Raw genomic sequence first — 20,590 nt, 5'->3', positions numbered from 1 at the left:
GTGCCGGCCCGAAATCCAGCACCACACGCGGGAACGCAGGCACCGCCGTACGCCGGAGAGCGGGTGCCGAAAGGAGCGGCCGCGACCCGATGGACCCGGCTCTCGGTCGCCGGAGCCGTCCGTCGGGGCCCTGCGCGTACGCGAGGTCACCCCTTGGATGCATCGGGAGGACGGGGGCCAAGCCTCGACGAACTGAGCCACCGAGGCCGCGCGATCCGACACGCGGCAAAACCCTGAGACCATCGGGCTATATGCCTCCCGGCCTCCTGGGGGCTTGCCTCCACATCAGAACCGATCTTCACTCGTTCGGGTCGACGTTTTGTATTTCTGCACGGCGGCCCGCTCTGTCCGGGCATACGCGCGGTAAGGCACGGGACGACGGCTGAGGGGAGGCGCCGATCATGGCAGCGCCCCACCGACCGGCCAGACAGAAGCCCGCTCCTGTTACGAGCCAGGCCCTTGTGACAGATTGGGCCCGCAATTGGACTCCCGGCTCCTCCCCCGTCGGCATGCCGTCCGCCGACGGTCTGCGGTTTGCGTTCTACGGCCGGGTGTCCACCGAGGACCATCAGGACCCGGACACGTCGCAAGCCTGGCAAGTGTTGCGCGCGCAGGCCCTGGTGGCCGGACACGGACGGATCGTCGCCGAGTTCTTCGACACCGGGCGCAGCCGCACCGTGCCCTGGGCGCGGCGGCCCCAAGCCGCCGCGCTGCTGGCGGCGATGGCCGACCCCGACCGGGACTTCGATGCCATTGTCATCGGCTCCAGTGAACGGGCCTTCTACGGTAACCAGTTCGCGACCATGGCTCCGCTCTTCGACCACTACGGCGTCGAGGTGTGGGTGCCGGAGTTGGGCGGAGGCGTCGACCCGCAGACCGCCGGGCAGGAGGAGCTGATGGTCCTGCTCGGCATCCTGTCCAAGCGAGAGATCGCCCGCGCCCGTATCCGCACCCGCACGGCGATGACCGTGCAGACCCGCGACCAGGGCCGCTACCTCGGCGGCCGCCCGCCGTACGGTTACCGCCTTGTCGATGCCGGCCCGCACCCCAACCGGGCCCTCGCGCGCCACGGCGTACGCATACAGCGCCTGGACACCGACCTCGAGTGCGGGCCGATCGTGTCCTGGATCTTCGCCCAGCGCCTTGGCCGGCCACAGCATCGCCCGCATCACCCGCGCCCTCAACGACGCAGGCATTCCCTGTCCGGCTGCCGCCGACCGAGCCCGCAACCCGCACAGAGAAGGGCAACGCTGGGTACTGAACACAGTGAGGGCGATCCTCACCCATCCCCGCTACACCGGCCGACAAGTCTGGAACCGCCAGCGCACCGACCACGACCTGATCGACCCCGCCAACACCACCCTCGGCCACCGCGACGTCATACGCTGGAACTCCCCCACTGACTGGATCATCTCCACCCGACCGGCTCATCCGGCGCTGGTCAGCGAGGCCGACTTCATCACCGTCCAGAACCTCCGCATCCGCCGGGAGACCACATCCGGGCACACCTATCTCCTGGCAGGACTGCTGTGCTGCGGCATCTGCAGCCGACGCATGGAGTCCCACTGGACCCACCACCGTCCCGGCTACCGCTGCCGCCACGGTCACACCAGCGCCACCCAGCCTGACCCCGGTCGCGCTCCCAACGCATACCTGCGCGAAGACCAGGTTCTGCCGCACCTGCCGGCCCTGCACCTCCGCCTCACCAGCCGCCTGGGGCGCCCCGGGTCGGCGTCCGTGAGCCGTTACGCGGTGCACCCCACACCCACCCAGGCGATTGCCCATCTCCGCAGCGAGGAGATCACCCTGACGTACGACCCCGCGGCCAGGACACTGACCGCGAATACACCCCAGACAGAAAGGATCACCATCAGCTGACCAAGGCCCAGCGAAAATCCGGCGAAGGGAGAGGAACCAAGCCAAAGGCACCGCAACAACGAACACCCGTCCCGGCCGGGAGCCGGAAGCGGGTGCCGATGGCCCCTGCCCAAGAAAAGGGCTCGGTGGGGCGACTCTGTGTCCGAGGGGGGACTTGAACCCCCACGCCCGATAAAGGGCACTAGCACCTCAAGCTAGCGCGTCTGCCATTCCGCCACCCGGACGAGGTGTCCGTCGCCTTGCCGGGGCTGGCCCCGCGGCGACAGGGACAACAATACCAAGGTTTCGGAGTGCCCTTCACCTGCGTTTCCCCGCGGCAGCCGTCACCGCCCACCGCCTTCGCCGTCCGCCACGAGACGTCGCAGAGTCCGTACGAGCTCCGTCGCCTCCTGCTCGGTCAGCGGGGCGAGGAAGCGGCGCTCCGCCTCGCGGCGCGCCTGTTCGCCGCGGCGCAGGCAGTCCTCGCCCGCAGCCGTCAGCTCGACGACGTTCTTGCGCCGGTCCCGCGGGCTGCGCCTCCGCTCGACCAGGCCGCGGTCCTCCAGGCCGTCGATCAGCGACACCATCGTGGTCCGGTCGACCCCGAGTCGCCCGGCCACCTCGACCTGTGACAGCGGTTCCTGGCCGGCCAGGACCACGAGGACGGCCAGTTGGTGACCGTCGACGCCGAAGGGGGCGAGCGCCTCGGCCGATGCATCGGCCAAGCGCCGCTGGGCGTGCTTGAGGAGGTAGCCGAGCCGGGATTCCAGGGGCGTGGGGTGTTCATCGGTGGCCATGCGCACGACTGTAGCCTCCCCTGATCGTCATGGAAGCTGATGATTTGCTATGCTGACGACTCATGACTGAGGTGCGCTTCGGCATCAAGACCGCTCCCATGCACGTTTCCTACGAGGACATCCGCCGCGTCTGGAGGGAAGCCGACACGGTGCCCGAGATCCAGGACGCCTGGCTCTGGGACCATCTGCTGCCCCTGGCCGGACCGAGGGACGGGCAGGCGCACGAGAGCTGGGCCCTGCTCGCCGCCCTGGCCGCACAGACCGAGCGGCTGCGTCTCGGGGTGCTCGTCACCAGCAACCGGCTCCGGCCGCCCGCGGTGCTGGGGAAAATGGCCTCGACCGTGGATGTGATCTCCGCAGGTCGGCTCGTCCTCGGGCTGGGCGTCGGGGGGACGCATCAGCCCTCCGGCGCGGGCGGGATCTCCGGGGAGAACCCGGCGATCGCCGAGTACGAGGCGTACGGGCTCACGCTGGTGCCGCCTGCGGAGGGGATCGCGCGCCTGGCCGAGAGTGTCGAGATCCTGAAGCGGATGTGGACGCGGGACGTCTTCGACTTCGAAGGGCGCCACTACCGGCTGAAGGGGACGCGCTGCGAGCCCAAGCCCGTGCAGCGACCCGGTCCCCCGCTGCTGATCGGCGGCTGGGGGACCCGGCTGCTGCGGCTTGTCGCCGAGCACGCCGACATGTGGAGCATCCCGGGGCCACCGCACCACACCGTGGAGTACGTCGCCGAACGCTCACGCCTGCTCGACGCGCACTGCGCGGACCTCGGGCGCGATCCGCGGGAGATCACGCGCTCGGTCCAGTTGCTGGTGTCGTACGACGATCCGGCCGCGACGCGGGCCGAGGTTGGGGAACTCGTCGCCGCCGGGATGAACCACATCGTGCTCAATCTGCCGCGGCCCTATCCGCGGGGTGTCGCCCGTTGGCTGGCCGACGAGGTCATCGCCGGGTGGCGCCCGCCTCGCGCGGACGCCACCCGCGCGTCCGTCACGGCATGAGCTGATACTCGGGGAAGTTGCCCGGCAGCCGCTCCCCCGCCGGGCCCTGGGTCACCGCGCGGACCAGGAGTTCGCCGCCCACGAACGCACCGCGCCAGGACGCGCCGAAGCCGCCGAACAGCTCGTCGCGGTCGCCACGGGAGCGGGGTTTGCCGTGGCCTGTCTTGAAGGCGCGGATCTGCGGGGCCAGCCGGTCGAAGGTCGCCCGGTCGTCGGTGGAGAGCGTGGCGACCAGGGCGCCGTTGGACGCGTTCATCGCGGCCAGCAGCTCCGCCTCCGTGTCGACCAGGACGATCGTGTCGACCGGGCCGAACGGCTCCGCGTGGTGCAGCGGTGAGGAGCGGGGCGGGTTGAGCAGTGTCACCGGCTGGACGTAGGCCGAGGTGTCCTGGCCGGGCAGGAAGCGCGCGTCGGCCGCCTCGCCGCGGTGCAGCGGGATCGCACCGCGGTCGATCGCCTCGGCGACCTGGTCGGTCAGCTCCTTGGCCTTGGCCGCGTTGATCAACGGGCCGAAGTCCAGCTCGGGGTAGGAGTCGTCGGGGTGCTCGACCGCGAGCGGGTGGCCGACCCGGAGCGTGCGGACGGCCGGCAAGTAGGCCGCGAGGAAGGAGTCGAACAGGTCACGCTGGACGACGAAGCGCGGATACGCCGTACAGCGCTGCTTGCCGTAGTCGAAGAGCTTGGGGACGACGGCCGTGAGCGCGTCCCAGTCCGAGTAGTTCCAGATGCCCCAGGTGTTGAGTCCCTCCTGTTCCAGGATGTGCCGCTTGCCGAGGTCGGCGACTGCCGTGGCCACCGCGGCGCCCGTGTCGCGGCCTCCGACGAAGGAGACGCAGCCGATCTCGGGCGCCCGCACCAGCGCCTCCGACAGCTCGCCCCCGCTGCCGCTGACGAGGGTGACGGGGACGCCCTCGCGTGCGGCGAGCGCGCAGGCCAGGGTGAGGCAGGCGACACCACCGTCGGTCGGGGTCTTGGCGATGACCGCGTTGCCCGCCAGGGCCTGTACCAGCATCGCGTGGACGAGCACGCTCATCGGATAGTTCCAGCTCGCGATGTTGGAGACCGGGCCGCCCAGCGGGGCCCGGTCGCCGATGATCTCCTCGATCCCGTCGACGTACCAGCGCACGCCGTCGATCGCCCGGTCCACATCGGCCTGCGCGAGCCGCCACGGCTTGCCGATCTCCCAGACGAGGAGGAGGGCGAGCAGTTCCCGGTGTTCCGTCAAGGCGTCGAGGGTGGCGGCGATCCGGGCCCGGCGTTCGGGCAGGGGCGTGTGCCGCCAGGCGCGGTGCTGGTCCAGCGCCGCGCGCACGGCGCGTCGGGCCGTGTCCCGGCCGACGCGTGGCGGACCCGCGATGGGACTGCCGTCTACGGGGCTGGTGGCGGGCAGGGCCCGGCCGTCCGGCTGCCAGGTGCAGTTCCAGAGGTTGAGGACACGGTCGTCCCGGAACGCCTCGGGGGCGACGGCGAGAGCGCGCCGCCAGGCGTCGGACCAGGACGTGCCGGATTTGAGGGTGAGGGTGGGTGCCATGAGTGAGCTCCGCTCTCGGTGCACGGGCGAGAGGAACAGGGCGAGGAACAGGGCCCGTCCCGCGCACGGTTCGCACTGCCGTGCGGGGACGTCGTAGGTCGTACGTGGTGCGTCCTGCGTCGTTCGGAGGAGCCGGTGACGGCGCATGTCGTGCGACGGTCACCGTCCGTCCACTATGGGTGAGGTCACGCCTGGTCTGCCAGTGCGCCGAGTGCAAGTCGTGCCGTTTCGGCCGGTGTGCCGCCCACTTTCACGCCGACCGCCTCCAGCGCCTCCTGCTTCGCGCGCGCGGTGCCGGACGAGCCGGAGACGATGGCGCCGGCGTGTCCCATGGTCCTGCCCTCGGGCGCGGAGAAGCCGGCGATGTAGCCGACCACGGGCTTGGTGACGTGGTCGTGGATGTAGGCGGCGGCCCGTTCCTCCGCGTCGCCGCCGATCTCACCGATCATCACGATCAGCTCGGTGTCCGGGTCGGCCTCGAAGGCGGCCAGGCAGTCGATGTGGCTCGTGCCGACGACGGGGTCGCCGCCGATGCCGACGCAGGTGGAGAAGCCGATGTCCCGCAGCTCGTACATGAGCTGGTAGGTGAGCGTGCCGGACTTGGAGACCAGGCCGATCCGGCCGGGCTTGGTGATGTCGGCGGGGATGATGCCCGCGTTGGACTGTCCGGGGGTGATGAGACCGGGGCAGTTGGGGCCGATGATCCGGGTGCCCCTGGACTTCGCGTACGAGGTGAAGGCGACGGAGTCGTGGACCGGGATGCCCTCGGTGATGACCACCGCGAGGCCGATGCCGGCGTCCGCGGCCTCCAGGACGGCCGCCTTGGCGAACGCGGGCGGAACGAAGACGACGGTGACGTCGGCCCCGGTGGTGTCCATGCCCTCGCGGACGGAGCCGAAGACGCGGACGGCACTGGGGGCACCTCCCAGGCCGTTAAGGCTCTGGGGGATGTCGAAGTCGACACTGTGGCCCGCCTTGCGCGGGTTGACGCCGCCGACGACGTTCGTGCCGGCCGCGAGCATGCGGCGGGTGTGCTTCATGCCCTCGCCGCCGGTCATGCCCTGGACGAGGACCTTGCTGTCCTTGGTCAGGAAGATCGCCATGTCCGGTCTCCTCAGGCTGTCCGGGCGAGTTGGGCGGCACGGCGGGCGGCGCCGTCCATGGTGGTGGCCTGCTGCACCAGGGGATGCGCGCGCTCGTCGAGGATCGCGCGGCCCCGAGCCGCGTTGTTGCCGTCGAGGCGCACCACCAGCGGCCTGGTCAGCTCCACGGTGTCCAGGGCCCGCACGATGCCCTCGGCGACCGTGTCGCATGCGGTGATCCCGCCGAAGACGTTGACGAGGACCGATTTGACGGCCGGGTCGGACAGGATGACGGACAGTCCGTCGGCCATGATCCGGGCGGAGGCTCCGCCGCCGATGTCGAGGAAGTCGGCGGGGCGCGCGCCGCAGCCGGCGACGACGTCGAGCGTCGACATGACGAGGCCCGCGCCGTTGCCGATGACGCCGACCTCGCCGTCGAGCTTGACGTAGTTCAGGCCCCGCGCCGCGGCGGCCGCCTCCAGGGGGTCGTGGTGCTCGGCCGCGTCGGAGCCCCAACGCTCTTGGCGGAAGCGGGCGTTGTCATCGAGGGTGACCTTGCCGTCGAGGGCGACGATCCGGCCCTGCCGGGTGCGCACGAGGGGGTTGACCTCGACGAGGAGGGCATCCTCACGGACGAGTACCTGCCAGAGCCGTACGAGGACGTCGACGCTCTGCTGCGGCAGCCCGGCCGCGCGGGCGATCTCGGCCGCCTTCGCGGAGGTGACACCCTCGGCCGGGTCGACGGGCACGCGCGCCACCGCCTCGGGCCTGGTCGCGGCGACCTCCTCGATCTCCATGCCGCCTTCCGCGGAGGCGATGGCGAGGAAGCGGCCGGCCGCGCGGTCGAGGACGTAGGAGACGTAGAACTCCGCCTCGACGTCCATGGGTTCGGCCAGCATCACGGTGCCCACCGTGTGCCCCTTGATGTCCATGCCGAGGATGTGGCGTGCCGTCAGTTCCGCCTCCGCCGGATCCTCGGCGATCCTCACCCCGCCCGCCTTGCCGCGCCCGCCCGTCTTCACCTGCGCCTTGACGACGGCCCGTCCGCCCAGTCTGCGGGCGATCTCACGCGCCTCCTTGGGCGAGTCCGTGACCTCGGCCCTCGGCACCACGATGCCGTGATCCTCGAAGAGTTGCCTTGCCTGGTGTTCGTACAGGTCCATCCCGGCTCCTGTCTGCCAAGTCGTCTGGAGGCGTCCCCCAGACCCCCGAAAAGTGCCGCACGCCCCCTGGACACCACCCACCGGATGCGGGATAACAAGCTTCATACAGTATTCGTCGACTGTATGCAATGTACCGCGTGAGCCGTTCCAACCCCCTACGAAGGGACAGGACTTCGCCATGCCCGACGACACCCAGGACGTCATCTCCGGTGGTCATCTCGTAGCCAAGGCCCTCAAGGCCGAGGGCGTCGACCGCATCTACACCCTGTGCGGCGGCCACATCATCGACATCTACGACGGCTGCGTCGACGAGGGCATAGAAGTCGTCGACGTACGCCACGAGCAGGTCGCCGCCCACGCGGCCGACGGCTACGCGCGCATCACCGGAAAGCCCGGCTGCGCGGTCGTCACGGCGGGCCCCGGTACGACCGACGCCGTCACCGGTGTCGCCAACGCCTTCCGGGCGGAGTCACCGATGCTGCTGATCGGCGGTCAGGGCGCGCTGACGCAGCACAAGATGGGGTCCCTGCAGGACCTGCCGCACGTCGACATGATGGCGCCCATCACCAAGTTCGCGGCGACCGTCCCGGACACGGCGCGCGCGGCGGACATGGTGTCGATGGCGTTCCGCGAGTGCTACCACGGGGCGCCGGGCCCTTCCTTCCTGGAGATCCCGCGCGACGTCCTCGACGCCAAGGTGCCGCTCGACAAGGCCCGCGTCCCGAAGGCGGGTCACTACCGCGCCTCGACCCGCTCGGCCGGCGATCCGGAGGCGATCGAAAAACTCGCCGACCTGCTCGTGCACGCCGAGAAGCCGGCGATCCTGCTGGGCAGCCAGGTGTGGACGACCCGCGGCACCGAGGCGGCCGTCGAACTCGTGCGCACCCTGAACATCCCCGCGTACATGAACGGCGCCGGCCGCGGCACCCTCCCTCCCGGCGACCCGCACCACTTCCAGCTCTCCCGCCGTTACGCCTTCTCGGGCGCCGACCTCATCGTGATCGTGGGCACCCCCTTCGACTTCCGCATGGGTTACGGCAAGCGGCTCTCCCCCGACGCGACCGTCGTCCAGATCGACCTCGACTACCGGACCGTCGGCAAGAACCGCGACATCGACCTCGGCATCGTCGGCGACGCGGGACTGGTCCTGAAGTCCGTCACCGAGGCGGCGTCGGGGCACGCTTTCAATGGATACAGGAACGGCGGCGCCGCCCAGCGCAAGGCGTGGCTCGACGAGCTGCGGGCCGCCGAGCAGACCGCGATCGAGAAGCGGCTGCCGCACCTGAAGTCGGACGCCTCGCCGATCCACCCCTACCGTCTGGTCAGCGAGATCAACGACTTCCTCACCGAGGACTCCCTCTACATCGGTGACGGCGGCGACATCGTCACCTTCTCCGGTCAGGTCGTCCAGCCCAAGTCGCCGGGGCACTGGATGGACCCCGGCCCGCTCGGCACGCTCGGCGTCGGCATCCCCTTCGTGCTCGCGGCCAAGCAGGCGCGGCCCGACAAGGAGGTCGTCGCCCTCTTCGGGGACGGCGCCTTCTCGCTGACCGGCTGGGACTTCGAGACCCTCGTCCGCTACGACCTTCCCTTCGTCGGCATCGTCGGCAACAACTCCTCGATGAACCAGATCCGTTACGGCCAGGCCGCCAAGTACGGCAAGGCACGCGAACGGGTCGGCAACACGCTCGGCGACGTGCACTACGACAAGTTCGCCCAGATGCTGGGCGGTTACGGCGAGGAGGTCCGCGACCCCGCCGACATCGGGCCCGCGCTGCGGCGCGCCCGCGAGTCCGGGAAGCCCTCGCTGATCAACGTCTGGGTCGACCCGGACGCGTACGCCCCCGGAACCATGAACCAGACCATGTACAAGTGAGGAGCGCTTGGCATGACACACACCCCGACCAAGGCTCTCGACGGCATCCGCGTCCTGGACATGACGCACGTCCAGTCCGGGCCCTCCGCGACCCAGTTGCTCGCCTGGCTCGGAGCCGACGTCATCAAGCTGGAGGCGCCGTCCGGTGACATCACGCGCGGGCAGCTGCGCGACATCCCGGACGTCGACTCCCTCTACTTCACGATGCTCAACTGCAACAAGCGGAGCATCACCCTCAACACCAAGACGGAACGGGGCAAGGAGATCCTCACCGAGCTGATCCGCCGCTCGGACGTCATGGTCGAGAACTTCGGACCGGGAGCGGTCGACCGGATGGGCTTCACCTGGGACCGCATCCAGGAGATCAATCCGCGGATCGTCTATGCCTCCATCAAGGGGTTCGGCGAGGGCCCGTACACCAACTTCAAGGCGTACGAGGTCGTCGCGCAGGCCATGGGCGGGTCGATGTCGACCACGGGTTTCGAGGACGGGCCGCCGCTCGCGACGGGGGCCCAGATCGGGGACTCGGGGACGGGTGTGCACGCCGTGGCGGGGATTCTCGCGGCGCTGTTCCAGCGGGAGCGCACCGGGCGCGGGCAGCGGGTGAACGTGGCCATGCAGCACGCTGTGCTCAACCTGTGCCGGGTGAAGTTGCGCGACCAGCAGCGCCTGGCCCACGGCCCGCTCGCTGAATACCCCAACGAGGACTTCGGCACGGAAGTTCCCCGCTCGGGAAACGCGTCCGGCGGCGGCCAGCCCGGCTGGGCGGTCAAGTGCGCGCCGGGCGGCCCGAACGACTATGTGTACGTCATCGTGCAGCCCGTCGGCTGGAAGCCGATCAGCGAACTGATCGGCCGGCCGGAACTCGCGGACGACCCCGAGTGGGCGACGCCTCAGGCCCGGCTGCCGAAGCTGAACAAGATGTTCCAGCTGATCGAGGAGTGGTCCTCGACGCTGCCCAAGTGGGAGGTCCTGGAGCGGCTGAACGCCCACAACATCCCGTGCGGGCCGATCCTGTCGACCAAGGAGATCATCGAGGACGAGTCGCTGGCCGCCAACGAGATGGTGGTGCGCGTCCCGCATCCGGAGCGCGGCGAGTTCGTGACCGTGGGCAGCCCGCTGAAGCTGTCCGACTCCCCCGTCGAGGTGAGCAGTTCACCACTGCTGGGCGAACACAACGAAGAGGTCTACATCGGCGAACTGGGCCTCGGCGACGAGGAGCTGCGCCTGCTCAAGTCGAACGGAGTGATCTGACGTGATGGCCGAAGACCGGGCACTGAGGGTGCGGTCGCTCCTGGACTCCGTGCGGGCGCAAGGACGGACCGCGCTCACCGCACCAGAGGGCAAGGTGATCGCCGACGCCTACGGGATCACCGTACCGGGCGAGGAACTGGCGAGGGACGTCGACGAGGCGGTGGCGTACGCGGCGCGCTTCGGCGGACCCGTCGTGATGAAGATCGTCTCGCCTGACATCCTGCACAAGACCGACGCCGGCGGTGTGGTCGTCGGCGTGGAGGGCGCGGCGGACGTACGCGCCGCGTTCCACCGGATCGTCGAGAACGCCCGCGCGTACGCCCCGGACGCCCGCATCGAGGGCGTGCAGGTGCAGGAACTGCTCCCGGAGGGGCAGGAGGTGATCGTCGGGGCGGTCACCGATCCGACGTTCGGGAAGGTCGTGGCCTTCGGGCTCGGTGGGGTGCTCGTCGAGGTCCTCAAGGACGTCACGTTCCGGCTGGCGCCTGTGGACGCCGACGAGGCGCTGTCCATGCTGGACTCGATCCGCTCGGCGGAGATCCTGCGCGGGGTGCGCGGCCGGGCGGGCGTGGACCGGTGGGCGATCGCCGAGCAGATCCGCAGGGTCTCCCGGCTCGTCGCGGACTTCCCGGAGATCGCCGAGGTGGACCTCAACCCGGTGATCGCCACCCCGGACGGCGCGGTCGCGGCGGACATCCGCGTGATCCTTTCGGACGCGCCCGTGAAGGAGCGCCGGCGCTACACCCGCGAGGAGATCCTCGCCTCCATGCGCCGCTTGATGCAGCCGTCCGCCGTCGCCGTGATCGGCGCCTCGAACGAGCAGGGCAAGATCGGCAACTCGGTGATGCGGAACCTCGTCGACGGCGGCTTCTCCGGAGAGATCCACCCGGTGAATCCCAAGGCCGATGACATCCTGGGCCGCAAGGCGTACAAGAGTGTCACCGACGTTCCCGGTGAGGTGGATGTGGCGGTCTTCGCGATCCCCGCCAAGTTCGTGGCCTCGGCCCTGGAGGAGGTGGGACGCAAGAGGATCCCGAACGCCGTACTGATCCCCTCCGGCTTCGCGGAGACCGGTGAGCACGCGCTCCAGGCCGAGATCGTGGCGATCGCCGAGCGGTACGGCATCCGGCTGCTCGGACCGAACATCTATGGCTACTACTCGACGTGGCAGGACCTGTGCGCCACGTTCTGCACGCCGTACGACGTCAAGGGCGGGGTCGCGCTGACCTCGCAGTCCGGCGGCATCGGGATGGCCATCCTGGGCTTCGCCCGTACCACCGAGACCGGTGTGTCCGCGATCGTGGGCCTCGGCAACAAGTCGGACCTCGATGAGGACGACCTGCTGACCTGGTTCGGCGAGGACCCGCACACCGAGTGCATCGCGATGCACCTGGAGGACCTCAAGGACGGGCGCGCCTTCGTGGAGGCGGCGCGGGCGACCGTGCCGAAGAAGCCGGTCGTGGTCCTGAAGGCGGGGCGCACGGCGGCCGGTGCCCGGGCCGCCGGCTCGCACACCGGGGCGCTGGCGGGCGACGACGCCGTGTACGACGACATCCTGCGGCAGGCGGGTGTCATCCGGGCGCCCGGGCTGAACGACATGCTGGAGTACGCGCGCGCGTTGCCGGTGCTGCCCACTCCCAAGGGCGACAACGTCGTGATCATCACGGGCGCCGGGGGCAGCGGCGTCCTGCTGTCCGACGCGGTCACCGACAACGGTCTGTCCCTGATGGAGATCCCGCCGGACCTGGACGCGGCCTTCAAGAAGTTCATCCCGCCCTTCGGTGCGGCGGGCAACCCGGTCGACATCACCGGCGGTGAGCCGCCGTCGACCTACGAGGCGACGATCCGGCTGGGGCTCGAAGACCCGCGGATCCACGCGCTCGTCCTCGGCTACTGGCACACCATCGTCACTCCCCCGATGGTCTTCGCGGAGCTCACCGCGCGCGTGGTGGCCGAATTCAGGGAGCGCGGCATCGAGAAGCCGGTGGTGGCGTCGCTCGCCGGTGACGTCGAGGTCGAGGACGCCTGCCAGTACCTGTTCGAGCGCGGGGTCGTGGCGTACCCGTACACGACCGAGAAGCCGGTGGCCGTGCTCGGCGCGAAGTACCGGTGGGCGCGGGCGGCCCGACTGTTGGGGGGCGGTTCATGAGGTGAGTGAACGGCGGGGCGGCCGACGGTGCGCGTCGGCCGCCCCGGGACCCGCGCGCGCACGAAAGGCATTGGACAGGGGGCGCTGGCCAGAACTTTCGACGCAAGGGGCACTGAGCGATGGCAACCACCGACTTTTCGGCGTCCGTCCCCTACAGGGAGGTGACGGACCGCAACGGCCGCGTGTACCGGACCGGTGAATCCGACCGGGACATCATGGGCCGCACACGCAAGTGGATGGTCATCCTGCCCTGGGTGGGCATGATGGGCATCAGTTCTGCCGAGTACGCGTTCACCTCGGCGGAGGACACGCTCCATGAGGCACATCTGTGGAGCAGCGGCCACATCTTCTGGCTGATGGGCGTCTGGGTGTTCTTCCAGGCGGCCGTGGCCTTCCCGGCCGGACAACTGCGGGAGAGCGGCCGCCTCCCCGCCCGTACGGCCATGCTGATCGGCGCGCTCGGCACACTGCTGGGTTATCTGGCGCTCGCGTTCGCACCGCACGTGTTCGTCGCCTACCTCGGCTTCGGCGTGTGCAGCGGCATCGGCGCCGGCCTCGTCTACGCGACGTGCGTGAACATGGTCGGCAAGTGGTACCCGGAGCGAAGGGGCGGCAAGACGGGCTTCGTCAACGGCGGCTTCGCCTACGGGTCCGTGCCGTTCGTGTTCCTCTTCACCTCCGTGCTCGACCTGAGCAACTACAAGGTCCTGCTCACGACCGTCGGGATCGGGCTGTGCCTGGTGGTGGCCGCGGCCGGCTGGTTCTTCAAGGACCCGCCGAAGAACTGGTGGCCGGCGCACGTCGACCCGCTCAAGCTCACCGACGACCCGAAGATCCGCCGGGCGCTGGAGAAGAACCCGCCGGCGGTCAAGCAGTACACCCCCAGGGAAGCCGCCCGGACCCCGGTCCTGTGGATGATGTGGTTCTGTCTGCTGTGCACGGCCGGCATCAACATCTTCGGCATCGCCTTCCAGGTGCCGTTCGGCAAGGACATGGGCTTCGCGGGCGGGATCGTGGCGACGGCGATGTCCCTGAAGGCCATCGTCAACGGCACCGGGCGCGGCGTCATCGGCTGGATCTCCGACCGATACGGGCGCCGCAACACTCTGATCATCGTGTGCATCGTGCTCGGCACGGCGCAGTTCGGCGTACTGGTGTCCGGCCAGATGGGCAGCATGCCGTTCTTCCTCTTCTGCTCCATGGTCTCCGGCTTCGGCGGCGGAGCGATCTTCCCACTGTTCGCCGCCATGACCGCGGACTACTTCGGCGAGAACAACAACGCCACCAACTACGGCATGGTCTACAGCTCGAAGCTGATCTCGGGCCTGGTCGGCTCCGGTCTGGGCGCGGTCGTCGTCGGCGAGTGGGACTACCACGGCGCGTTCGTCCTCGCCGGCTCGATCGGGCTGGCCTCCGCCGTACTGGCCCTGTTCCTCAAGGCACCGGGCAGGCCCGACGCCCGGCGCATCGCCCCCAACCCGCACCCGCTCGGCGAGGAGATGGCGTGACATGACCGCAGACCCCATGGCGACAGGCAGCTCTTCGGCCGGCCCCGGCGCCGCACACCGTCCCTACCGTGAAGTGACCGACGCGCACGGCCGCGTCTACCGCATCGGCGAGAGCGACCGGGACATCCTCGGGCACTCCCGCAAGCTGATGGTGTACCTGCCGTGGGTGGCCATGATGGCCATCAGCGTCTTCGAGTACGCCTACGGCTCCGCCGAGGACACCCTGTCCCACGCGCACGGCTGGACGCAGAGCAACACCTTCTGGATCCTCAGCGTCTGGGTGTTCTTCCAGGCCGGCGTGGCCTTCCCGGCGGGCTGGCTGCGCGAGAGGGGCATCCTGACCGCGCGGACGGCGATGTACGCCGGTTCCGTGATGTGCGTCTTCGGCTTCCTGGCCCTTTCCCACCTGAGCAACGTCTGGCTCGCCATCCTCGGCTTCGGCGTCGTCGGCGGGCTCGGTGCCGGCCTGGTGTACGCCACCTGCATCAACATGGTCGGCAAGTGGTTCCCGGAGCGGCGCGGCGCGCGTACCGGCTTCGTCAACGGCGGGTTCGCCTACGGGTCGCTGCCGTTCATCTTCATCTTCAACTACGCCTTCGACACCGCGAACTACCACCGGGTCCTGGACCTCATCGGCTGCTACGTCATGATCGTGGTGTTCGGGTGCGCGTTCTTCTTCAAGGACCCGCCGAAGAACTGGTGGCCCGCGGACATCGACCCGCTGACCTGCTCCGGCGACGTCAAGAACGCGGCGAGCCTCGCCAAGAACCCGCCGGCCGTGCGGCAGTACACGCCGAAGGAGGCCATCAGGACGGGCATGCTGCCGTTGATGTGGATCGCCATCGTGATGACCGCCGGAGTGTCGATCTTCGGAATCTCCTTCCAGGTCGACTTCGCCAAGGACGTCGGGTTCGGCCCGCTGGTGGCGGCCTCGTCGATGGGCGTCATGGCGGTCATCAACGGCATCGGCCGCGGCGTCGTGGGCTGGATGTCCGACCGGTGGGGCCGCAAGCCCACGCTGGTCCTCGTCATCGTGGTGCTGGGCCTCGCCCAGTTCGGCGTGATCTTGGCGGGCGACATGAAGAGCGAGTGGCTGTTCCTGTTCTTCGCCTTCCTCTCCGGCTTCGGGGGCGGTGCGTTCTACCCGCTGTTCGCGGCGCTCACACCGGACTACTTCGGCGAGAACTACAACGCCAGCAACTACGGACTGGTCTACAGCGGCAAGCTGGTCAGCGGTCTGTTCGGTGGCGGGCTCGGCTCCATGGTGGTCGGCGCCTGGGGCTACAACGGCGCGTACGCGCTGGCGGGCGGCGTCTCCATGGTGGCGGCGGCGATCGCCCTGCTGCTGAGGCAGCCCGGACGCGGCCGGGACGTCGCGTCGGCTCCGGAGCCGCAGCCCACGGGCTGACGGCGCGGTGCAACGTGAGGAGGCCCTCCCCGGTCAAGGGGAGGGCCTCCTCACATGTGGCTGACGGCTCAGCACTTCTCGCGCAGCGAGTGCAGGTACGCGCTGGAGCGGCGGGCGAAGGTGAAGGACTCGGCCGGGTTGTCGTGCTCGGTCTGCCAGTGGTGGGCCAGACGCTCGCCGCGCAGCCGGGTCACCGCAGAGATGAACCGCTGGTAGTCGATGTCGCCGTCGCCGACGTCGACCATGCGGTAGCCGAACTGGTTCGACGGGTCGCTCGCCCCGTCCTTGACGTGGAAGAGCGGGTAGCGGTGGGGCTGCTTCAGTACGTAGTCCAGCGGCTCGAAGGGGGCTGGAGTGCCGTCGGGGCGCTTGGAGAAGCGGAACTGGCCCGCGTACGCCCAGAAGATGTCCATCTCCAGGTGGACGAGGTCGGGGTCGGTCTCGGCGAGCAGGACGTCGTAGAGCCGGACCTTGGGGTTGTCGCTCGCGAAGCCGAACTCGTCCGAGTGGTTGTGCTGGTAGAACTTCATGCCGCGCGCCCTGGCCGCCGCGCCGTAGGCGTTGAACTCCTCGGCGGCGCGCTTCCAGGCGTCGACGGTCGAGCCGTAGCGGAACGGGCCCGATGCGGTACCGATGTGCTTGAGCCCCAGGGCCTCGGCGTCGTCGAGGACCTTGGTGAGGTTCTGCGCGAAGGTGTACGCGTTCGGGTCGCTTGAGTAGTAGCCGACATGGCTGCCGATCGGGGTCAGCCCGTGGTCCTTCGCCAGCCGCCTCAGCTGGGCGAGGGTGATGGGGCCCGCCGAACCCTGGGTGTAGCCGGCGAACTCGATCTCGTCGTAGCCGTACCTCTCCAGTTCGGCGAAGACGGGCGCGAAGCCGAGCGTGGCGACCTTGTCGCGCAGGCTGTAGAGCTGGATGCCGAGCCGGCCGGGCGGCAGGACGGGGCGGCCCCGGCCCGCGTCACCGGTCGCCGTGTCGGTCGAGGTCCCGGTGGCCGCGGCGGCGGGGGACGAGACGGCGCCCAGCAGCGCGGCGGCCGTGGCGCCGGCGGCCACGCCGAGCATGCCTCGTCTGGTGAGGCGGTGGGTGAGTTCGGGGTCGGTCTGCGGGGTGCGGCTCATGCCTGGAACTCCTTGGTCCTGGGGCGTTGTCAGTGGTGAGTGCTTCACTTGTGACCAGTCGGATCGGATCCGACGGACCGGTGGGGCCGGTACGTCAGGCGAGACCGGCGAGTTGGAGCAGCAGTGACTTCACATCGGTGGCCGCGACGCGGTCACCGACGGCACGGGGGGTGGAGCAGATGAGGAGCGGACCGTCGTCGTCGCTCGCGGGAAGGCGGCCGTGGCTGCCGCGAACAGGTGACGGGTCGAGGGGCACGACCGTCATGCGGTAGCGCATGCCGAGTTTCTTGCGTGCCAGGGCCGTGGCCGCTCTGACCTTGACGTAGGGGTCGAGGGGGTCCATGAAGAGTTCGGCCGGGTCGTAGCCGGGTTTGCGGTGGATGTCGACGAGCCGCGCGAAGTCGGGCGCGCGGGCGTCGTCGAGCCAGTAGTAGTACGTGAACCAGGCGTCCGGCTCCGCGACGGCGACGAGTTCGCCGGAGCGTGGATGGTCGAGATGATGGGCCTTCTTGGCCGCGTCGTCCAGGAGTTGCCCGATGCCGGGCAGGCCGGTGAGGGCGGCCCGGGTGGCGTCGAGGTCCTCGGGGCGGCGCACATAGACGTGGGCGATCTGGTGGTCCGCGACCGCGAAGGCTCGTGAGGCCATCGGGTCGAGGTACTCCATGCCGTCCTGCGTGTGCACCTCGAGCAGTCCGGCGCGGCGCAGGGCGCGGTTGATGTCGACGGGGCGGTTCACGCGGGTGATGCCGTACTCGGACAGCGCCACGACGGTACGGCCCTCGGCGCGGGCGTCGTCCAGCAGCGGCGCCAGCGCGGCGTCCAGGTCGGCGGCAGCCTTCGCCGAGCGCGGATCGTCGGGGCCGAAGCGCTGCAGGTCGTAGTCGAGGTGTGGGAGGTAGCAGAGCGTCAGGTCGGGGTGCCGGGTGCGCTGGATGTGGCGGGTGGCGTCGATGATCCACTGGCTGGAGACCAGGTCGGCGCCCGGTCCCCAGAAGTGGAAGAGGGGGAACGTGCCGAGTTCCGAGGTGAGTTCGTCGTGCAGGGCCGGGGGCCTGGTGTAGCAGTCGGGTTCCTTGCGGCCGTCGGAGTAGTAGACGGGACGAGGAGTGACGGTGATGTCGGTGTCGGCGCCCATGGCGTACCACCAGCAGATATTGGCGACCGTGTAGCCGGGATGGGCGCGGCGGGCGGCGTCCCACAGTTTGTCGCCGGCGACGAGGCCGTTGTGCTGTCGCCACAGCAGGACGTCGCCGAGTTCGCGGAAGTACCAGCCGTTGCCGACGATGCCGTGCTCGGACGGCAGGGTGCCGGTCAGGAAGGTGGACTGGGCGGCGCAGGTGACGGCGGGCAGCACGGTGCCGAGCGGTGCGCGGGAGCCGGACCGGGCGAGCGCCTGGAGGCGGGGCATGTGGTCGAGGAGACGGGGGGTGAGGCCGACGACGTCCAGGACGAGGAGTGGGGTGGGGCCGGTGCCGGTCGGGGTGCTCATGGAAGCTCCTTCAGGCCGAGGTCCGTCAACAGGTCCCGTGCCAGGGACAGTTCGGCGGCGATGCCGTCGGCCAGCTGGGCGCGGGCGCGGGGCCGAAGCTCGGGCGGGAGGGCCTGCCAGGTGTACGTCTCCACCTCGAGGTGGCGGGTGAGCGGGTGCGGGCCGCCGACGAGCCGGGCCAGAGCGGCGCGGAGGACGGGGAGTGTGGAGGTGAGGGGCGCGGCGGGGGTCGCGTGCAGCGGGACGTGGAAGTGGGCGCGCCAGGGCGCGGCGTCGGGGATGGCGTCACCCTCCAGCGCCTGAGGAAGGTCGTCGGTGCCGCGCAGGCCGGCGGCGGTGAGGGTGCGGGTCTGGTGCAGGAAGCGGGGTTCGGCGAAGGCGGCGAGCGCCTCGCGGACCTCCGGCAGATGGGGGTGCTCGGCATGCAGTGCGGCTGACAGCTGCGTCTTGACGACGGGGACGCGGGCTCGGGTGAGCGCGTCCAGGGCGGTGTGCGGGTCTTCGAAGGAGGTGGCGAGGTGGCAGGTGTCGACGCAGACGCCGATGCGGTCGTGGGCGATCGCGGTCAGGGGGGCGATGGCGTCGCCGGTGGTCTCGACGGTGCAGCCGGGCTCCGGTTCCAGGCCGACGCGGATGGAGCGTCCGGTCAGCTCCGCGACGGCGTCGAGGCGTGCGGCGAGGGTGCGAAGGGCGGCGCGGGCGCTCTCGGCGTGCTCGGCGTCATGGGCGGTGCGCCAGGCGAGGGGCAGCGTGGAGATGCTGCCCTCGTTGACGTCGTCGGGGAGCAGGACGGCGAGGACGCGGGCCAGGGCGGTGGTGTGGTCGAGGCGTTCCGGGTCAGCCCAGTCCGGCTTGTAGACGCGGTACTTGACCTCCTCGGCGCCGAAGCCTTCGTACGGGAAGCCGTTGAGGGTGACGACCTCGAGGCCACGGCGGTCGAGTTCCGTGCGCAGGCCGCGCAGCGCGGACGGATCGGTGACGAGGGTGCGGGCGGCGTCCCCGGAGAGCCACAGGCCGATGCCGAGACGGTCACGGCCGAGGCGGCGGCGCACGGGCTCGCAGTGGTCACGGAGCTGGGCGAGGACGCCGTTCAGGGTCTCGGCCGGGTGGACGTTGGTGCAGTAGGCGAGGTGGACGGTGGAGCCGTCGGGGTGCCGGAAACGCATGGCTCACTCCCCGCCGCGCAGCACGGAGTTGCCCTCGTGCGTGGGCTCGGTGACGGCCACGTCCAGGGTGAGGCGGCCGCTGAGCCCGTAGAACGCGACGGGATTGCGCCACAGCACCAGATCCACGTCGTCCTCGGTGAACCCGTCGGCGAGCATCGCGTCGGCGACCCTGCGGGTCTTCAGCGGATCGCTTCTGCCCCAGTCGGCGGCGGAGTTCACCAGGACCCGCTCGGTCCCGTAGGCGCGCAGGATCGCGACCATCCGCCGCTCGTCCATCTTGGTGTCGGGATAGACGGAGAACCCCAGCCAGCAGCCGCCGGCCTTGGCCTCCTTGACGGTGGTCTCGTTGAGGTGGTCGACCAGGACCCGGTCGGGAGGGAGTGCGGACTCCCGGACGACGTCGAGGGTACGGCGCAGGCCGGCGAGCTTGTCGCGGTGGGGGGTGTGGACCAGCGCCGGCAGTTCGTGGTCGGCGGCGAGCTGGAGCTGGGCGGCGAGGGCGGTGTCCTCGGCGGGGGTCATGGAGTCGTAGCCGATCTCCCCCACGGCGACGACCCGGTCCTTGACGAGATACCGGGGCAGTTCGTCGAGGACGGGCAGACAGCGGGGGTTGTTCGCCTCCTTCGGGTTGAGGGCGAGGGTGCAGTGGTGGGCGATGCCGTACTGGGCGGCGCGGAAGGGCTCCCAGCCGAGGAGGGAGTCGAAGTAGTCGAGGAAGGAGGCGGGAGAGGTGCGGGGCTGGCCGAGCCAGAAGGAGGGCTCGACCACGGCGCGGACGCCCGCGGCGTACATGGCCTCGTAGTCGTCGGTGGTCCTGGACGTCATGTGGATGTGGGGGTCGAAGATGCGCATCAGGACTCCTTGCCGTGGGGGGCGTCCGTGGAGTTCGGCGCGGGCGCCGGTTCGGTGAGGGCCAGCACGCGGTACAGGTCGTCCGGCACGGGACGGCCCGCGGCGCTGCGTTCCGCGGCGTAGTCGCCGAGCATGCGGGCCAGTTCCGTGTCGCCGCGGGCACGCCCGGGCAGGTCGGCCACTCTGTCCACGCCGACCCCGGTGAACAGGCACTTCAGGACCGCCTGCCGCCACAGGTGGGGGCTGAGGTGCCGGGCGGCGTAGGGGCCGACGGCGGCGGCGAGGAGGCGGGTGTCGTTGGTGCGCAGCGCGTCCTCGACGAGCGGCAGTCCTTCC

Annotated in this window: 16 protein-coding genes, 1 tRNA gene and 2 pseudogenes; 9 read left to right on the top strand and 10 right to left on the bottom strand. The window is 70.1% G+C overall.

Going from position 1 to position 20,590, the window contains the following annotated elements; genetic code table 11:
* Positions 1–401: 401 nt before the first annotated feature.
* The 3 genes and pseudogenes from C3488_RS42055 to C3488_RS42045 form a co-directional block, all read left to right on the top strand.
* A pseudogene (locus C3488_RS42055) lies at positions 402–911 on the top strand (recombinase family protein); the annotation flags it as partial.
* Between the two features lie 121 nt (positions 912–1,032).
* A pseudogene (locus C3488_RS42050) lies at positions 1,033–1,419 on the top strand (recombinase family protein); the annotation flags it as partial.
* A gap of 135 nt (positions 1,420–1,554) precedes the next feature.
* Entirely contained in the window at positions 1,555–1,878 is a 324-nt protein-coding gene (locus C3488_RS42045; protein ID WP_258053792.1) for a hypothetical protein, read from the top strand.
* Between the two features lie 139 nt (positions 1,879–2,017).
* Here C3488_RS42045 and C3488_RS31355 read toward each other — a convergent pair.
* Both C3488_RS31355 and C3488_RS31350 read right to left on the bottom strand, forming a co-directional pair.
* Positions 2,018–2,102 (bottom strand) — tRNA-Leu (locus C3488_RS31355).
* A 99-nt stretch (positions 2,103–2,201) separates the two neighbouring features.
* Positions 2,202–2,654 carry a MarR family winged helix-turn-helix transcriptional regulator gene (locus tag C3488_RS31350; protein ID WP_103844269.1) on the bottom strand — a complete coding sequence of 151 codons (453 nt, stop codon included), beginning with the start codon at positions 2,652–2,654 and terminating at the stop codon, positions 2,202–2,204.
* Positions 2,655–2,716: 62 nt separating this feature from the next.
* Here C3488_RS31350 and C3488_RS31345 point away from each other — a divergent pair, with 62 nt between their 5' ends.
* The gene (locus C3488_RS31345; RefSeq protein ID WP_103844268.1) at positions 2,717–3,655 is read left to right on the top strand and encodes an LLM class flavin-dependent oxidoreductase; all 939 of its coding nucleotides are present in this window, start codon (positions 2,717–2,719) and stop codon (positions 3,653–3,655) included.
* Here C3488_RS31345 and C3488_RS31340 read toward each other — a convergent pair.
* The 3 genes from C3488_RS31340 to sucC all read right to left on the bottom strand — a co-directional run bounded on the left by C3488_RS31340 (position 3,645) and on the right by sucC (position 7,431).
* Entirely contained in the window at positions 3,645–5,186 is a 1,542-nt protein-coding gene (locus C3488_RS31340) for an aldehyde dehydrogenase family protein (RefSeq protein WP_103844267.1), read from the bottom strand. The genes C3488_RS31345 and C3488_RS31340 overlap by 11 nt on opposite strands.
* 185 nt (positions 5,187–5,371) lie before the next feature.
* A complete protein-coding gene (gene sucD / locus C3488_RS31335; protein WP_103844266.1) occupies positions 5,372–6,289 on the bottom strand; it encodes a succinate--CoA ligase subunit alpha in 918 nt (305 codons plus the stop codon).
* 11 nt (positions 6,290–6,300) lie between these two features.
* Positions 6,301–7,431 carry an ADP-forming succinate--CoA ligase subunit beta gene (sucC, locus tag C3488_RS31330; RefSeq protein WP_103844265.1) on the bottom strand — a complete coding sequence of 377 codons (1,131 nt, stop codon included), beginning with the start codon at positions 7,429–7,431 and terminating at the stop codon, positions 6,301–6,303.
* Between the two features lie 178 nt (positions 7,432–7,609).
* Between sucC and C3488_RS31325 the strand changes: the two genes are divergently transcribed.
* From C3488_RS31325 to C3488_RS31305, 5 genes are all read left to right on the top strand, one after another.
* Entirely contained in the window at positions 7,610–9,307 is a 1,698-nt protein-coding gene (locus C3488_RS31325) for a thiamine pyrophosphate-binding protein (RefSeq protein WP_103844264.1), read from the top strand.
* A gap of 12 nt (positions 9,308–9,319) precedes the next feature.
* Positions 9,320–10,561, top strand: a complete 1,242-nt coding sequence (frc, locus tag C3488_RS31320; RefSeq protein ID WP_103844263.1) for a formyl-CoA transferase — start codon at positions 9,320–9,322, stop codon at positions 10,559–10,561.
* A gap of 4 nt (positions 10,562–10,565) precedes the next feature.
* Positions 10,566–12,710, top strand: coding sequence for an acetate--CoA ligase family protein (locus tag C3488_RS31315; protein WP_103844271.1), 2,145 nt, complete (start codon positions 10,566–10,568; stop codon positions 12,708–12,710).
* Between the two features lie 119 nt (positions 12,711–12,829).
* Positions 12,830–14,218, top strand: coding sequence for an OFA family MFS transporter (locus C3488_RS31310; protein WP_103844262.1), 1,389 nt, complete (start codon positions 12,830–12,832; stop codon positions 14,216–14,218).
* 1 nt (position 14,219) lies between these two features.
* On the top strand, positions 14,220–15,626 hold the full coding sequence (locus C3488_RS31305) for an OFA family MFS transporter (RefSeq protein WP_103844261.1): 1,407 nt from the start codon (positions 14,220–14,222) through the stop codon (positions 15,624–15,626).
* Positions 15,627–15,694: 68 nt separating this feature from the next.
* Here C3488_RS31305 and C3488_RS31300 read toward each other — a convergent pair whose 3' ends face one another.
* The 5 genes from C3488_RS31300 to C3488_RS31280 all read right to left on the bottom strand — a co-directional run.
* On the bottom strand, positions 15,695–16,747 hold the full coding sequence (locus C3488_RS31300) for a sugar phosphate isomerase/epimerase (RefSeq protein WP_103844260.1): 1,053 nt from the start codon (positions 16,745–16,747) through the stop codon (positions 15,695–15,697).
* A gap of 94 nt (positions 16,748–16,841) precedes the next feature.
* Positions 16,842–18,236 carry a nucleotide pyrophosphatase/phosphodiesterase family protein gene (locus C3488_RS31295; protein ID WP_103844259.1) on the bottom strand — a complete coding sequence of 465 codons (1,395 nt, stop codon included), beginning with the start codon at positions 18,234–18,236 and terminating at the stop codon, positions 16,842–16,844.
* Positions 18,233–19,402, bottom strand: coding sequence for a metabolite traffic protein EboE (gene eboE, locus C3488_RS31290; protein WP_103844258.1), 1,170 nt, complete (start codon positions 19,400–19,402; stop codon positions 18,233–18,235). Before eboE ends, C3488_RS31295 begins: the two co-directional genes overlap by 4 nt.
* A 3-nt stretch (positions 19,403–19,405) precedes the next feature.
* Positions 19,406–20,254 carry a TatD family hydrolase gene (locus tag C3488_RS31285; protein ID WP_103844257.1) on the bottom strand — a complete coding sequence of 283 codons (849 nt, stop codon included), beginning with the start codon at positions 20,252–20,254 and terminating at the stop codon, positions 19,406–19,408.
* On the bottom strand, positions 20,254–20,590 hold a 337-nt coding region (locus C3488_RS31280; protein ID WP_181139275.1), incomplete at its 5' end, for an EboA domain-containing protein. The genes C3488_RS31280 and C3488_RS31285, both read right to left, overlap by 1 nt.

The organism is Streptomyces sp. Ru72, assembly GCF_002920635.1.
Classification (GTDB): domain Bacteria; phylum Actinomycetota; class Actinomycetes; order Streptomycetales; family Streptomycetaceae; genus Streptomyces.
The sequence above is the reverse complement of the archived record's forward strand: the minus strand, read 5'-3'. Positions and strand labels throughout refer to the sequence as shown.

Bases quoted from the DNA above. Each gene is read 5' to 3' on its own strand.
- C3488_RS42045 (WP_258053792.1), top strand. From the start codon at position 1,555: ATGGAGTCCCACTGGACCCACCACCGTCCCGGCTACCGCTGCCGCCAC.
- C3488_RS31350 (WP_103844269.1), bottom strand. From the start codon at position 2,654: ATGGCCACCGATGAACACCCCACGCCCCTGGAATCCCGGCTCGGCTAC.
- C3488_RS31345 (WP_103844268.1), top strand. From the start codon at position 2,717: ATGACTGAGGTGCGCTTCGGCATCAAGACCGCTCCCATGCACGTTTCC.
- C3488_RS31340 (WP_103844267.1), bottom strand. From the start codon at position 5,186: ATGGCACCCACCCTCACCCTCAAATCCGGCACGTCCTGGTCCGACGCC.
- sucD (WP_103844266.1), bottom strand. From the start codon at position 6,289: ATGGCGATCTTCCTGACCAAGGACAGCAAGGTCCTCGTCCAGGGCATG.
- sucC (WP_103844265.1), bottom strand. From the start codon at position 7,431: ATGGACCTGTACGAACACCAGGCAAGGCAACTCTTCGAGGATCACGGC.
- C3488_RS31325 (WP_103844264.1), top strand. From the start codon at position 7,610: ATGCCCGACGACACCCAGGACGTCATCTCCGGTGGTCATCTCGTAGCC.
- frc (WP_103844263.1), top strand. From the start codon at position 9,320: ATGACACACACCCCGACCAAGGCTCTCGACGGCATCCGCGTCCTGGAC.
- C3488_RS31315 (WP_103844271.1), top strand. From the start codon at position 10,566: ATGGCCGAAGACCGGGCACTGAGGGTGCGGTCGCTCCTGGACTCCGTG.
- C3488_RS31310 (WP_103844262.1), top strand. From the start codon at position 12,830: ATGGCAACCACCGACTTTTCGGCGTCCGTCCCCTACAGGGAGGTGACG.
- C3488_RS31305 (WP_103844261.1), top strand. From the start codon at position 14,220: ATGACCGCAGACCCCATGGCGACAGGCAGCTCTTCGGCCGGCCCCGGC.
- C3488_RS31300 (WP_103844260.1), bottom strand. From the start codon at position 16,747: ATGAGCCGCACCCCGCAGACCGACCCCGAACTCACCCACCGCCTCACC.
- C3488_RS31295 (WP_103844259.1), bottom strand. From the start codon at position 18,236: ATGAGCACCCCGACCGGCACCGGCCCCACCCCACTCCTCGTCCTGGAC.
- eboE (WP_103844258.1), bottom strand. From the start codon at position 19,402: ATGCGTTTCCGGCACCCCGACGGCTCCACCGTCCACCTCGCCTACTGC.
- C3488_RS31285 (WP_103844257.1), bottom strand. From the start codon at position 20,254: ATGCGCATCTTCGACCCCCACATCCACATGACGTCCAGGACCACCGAC.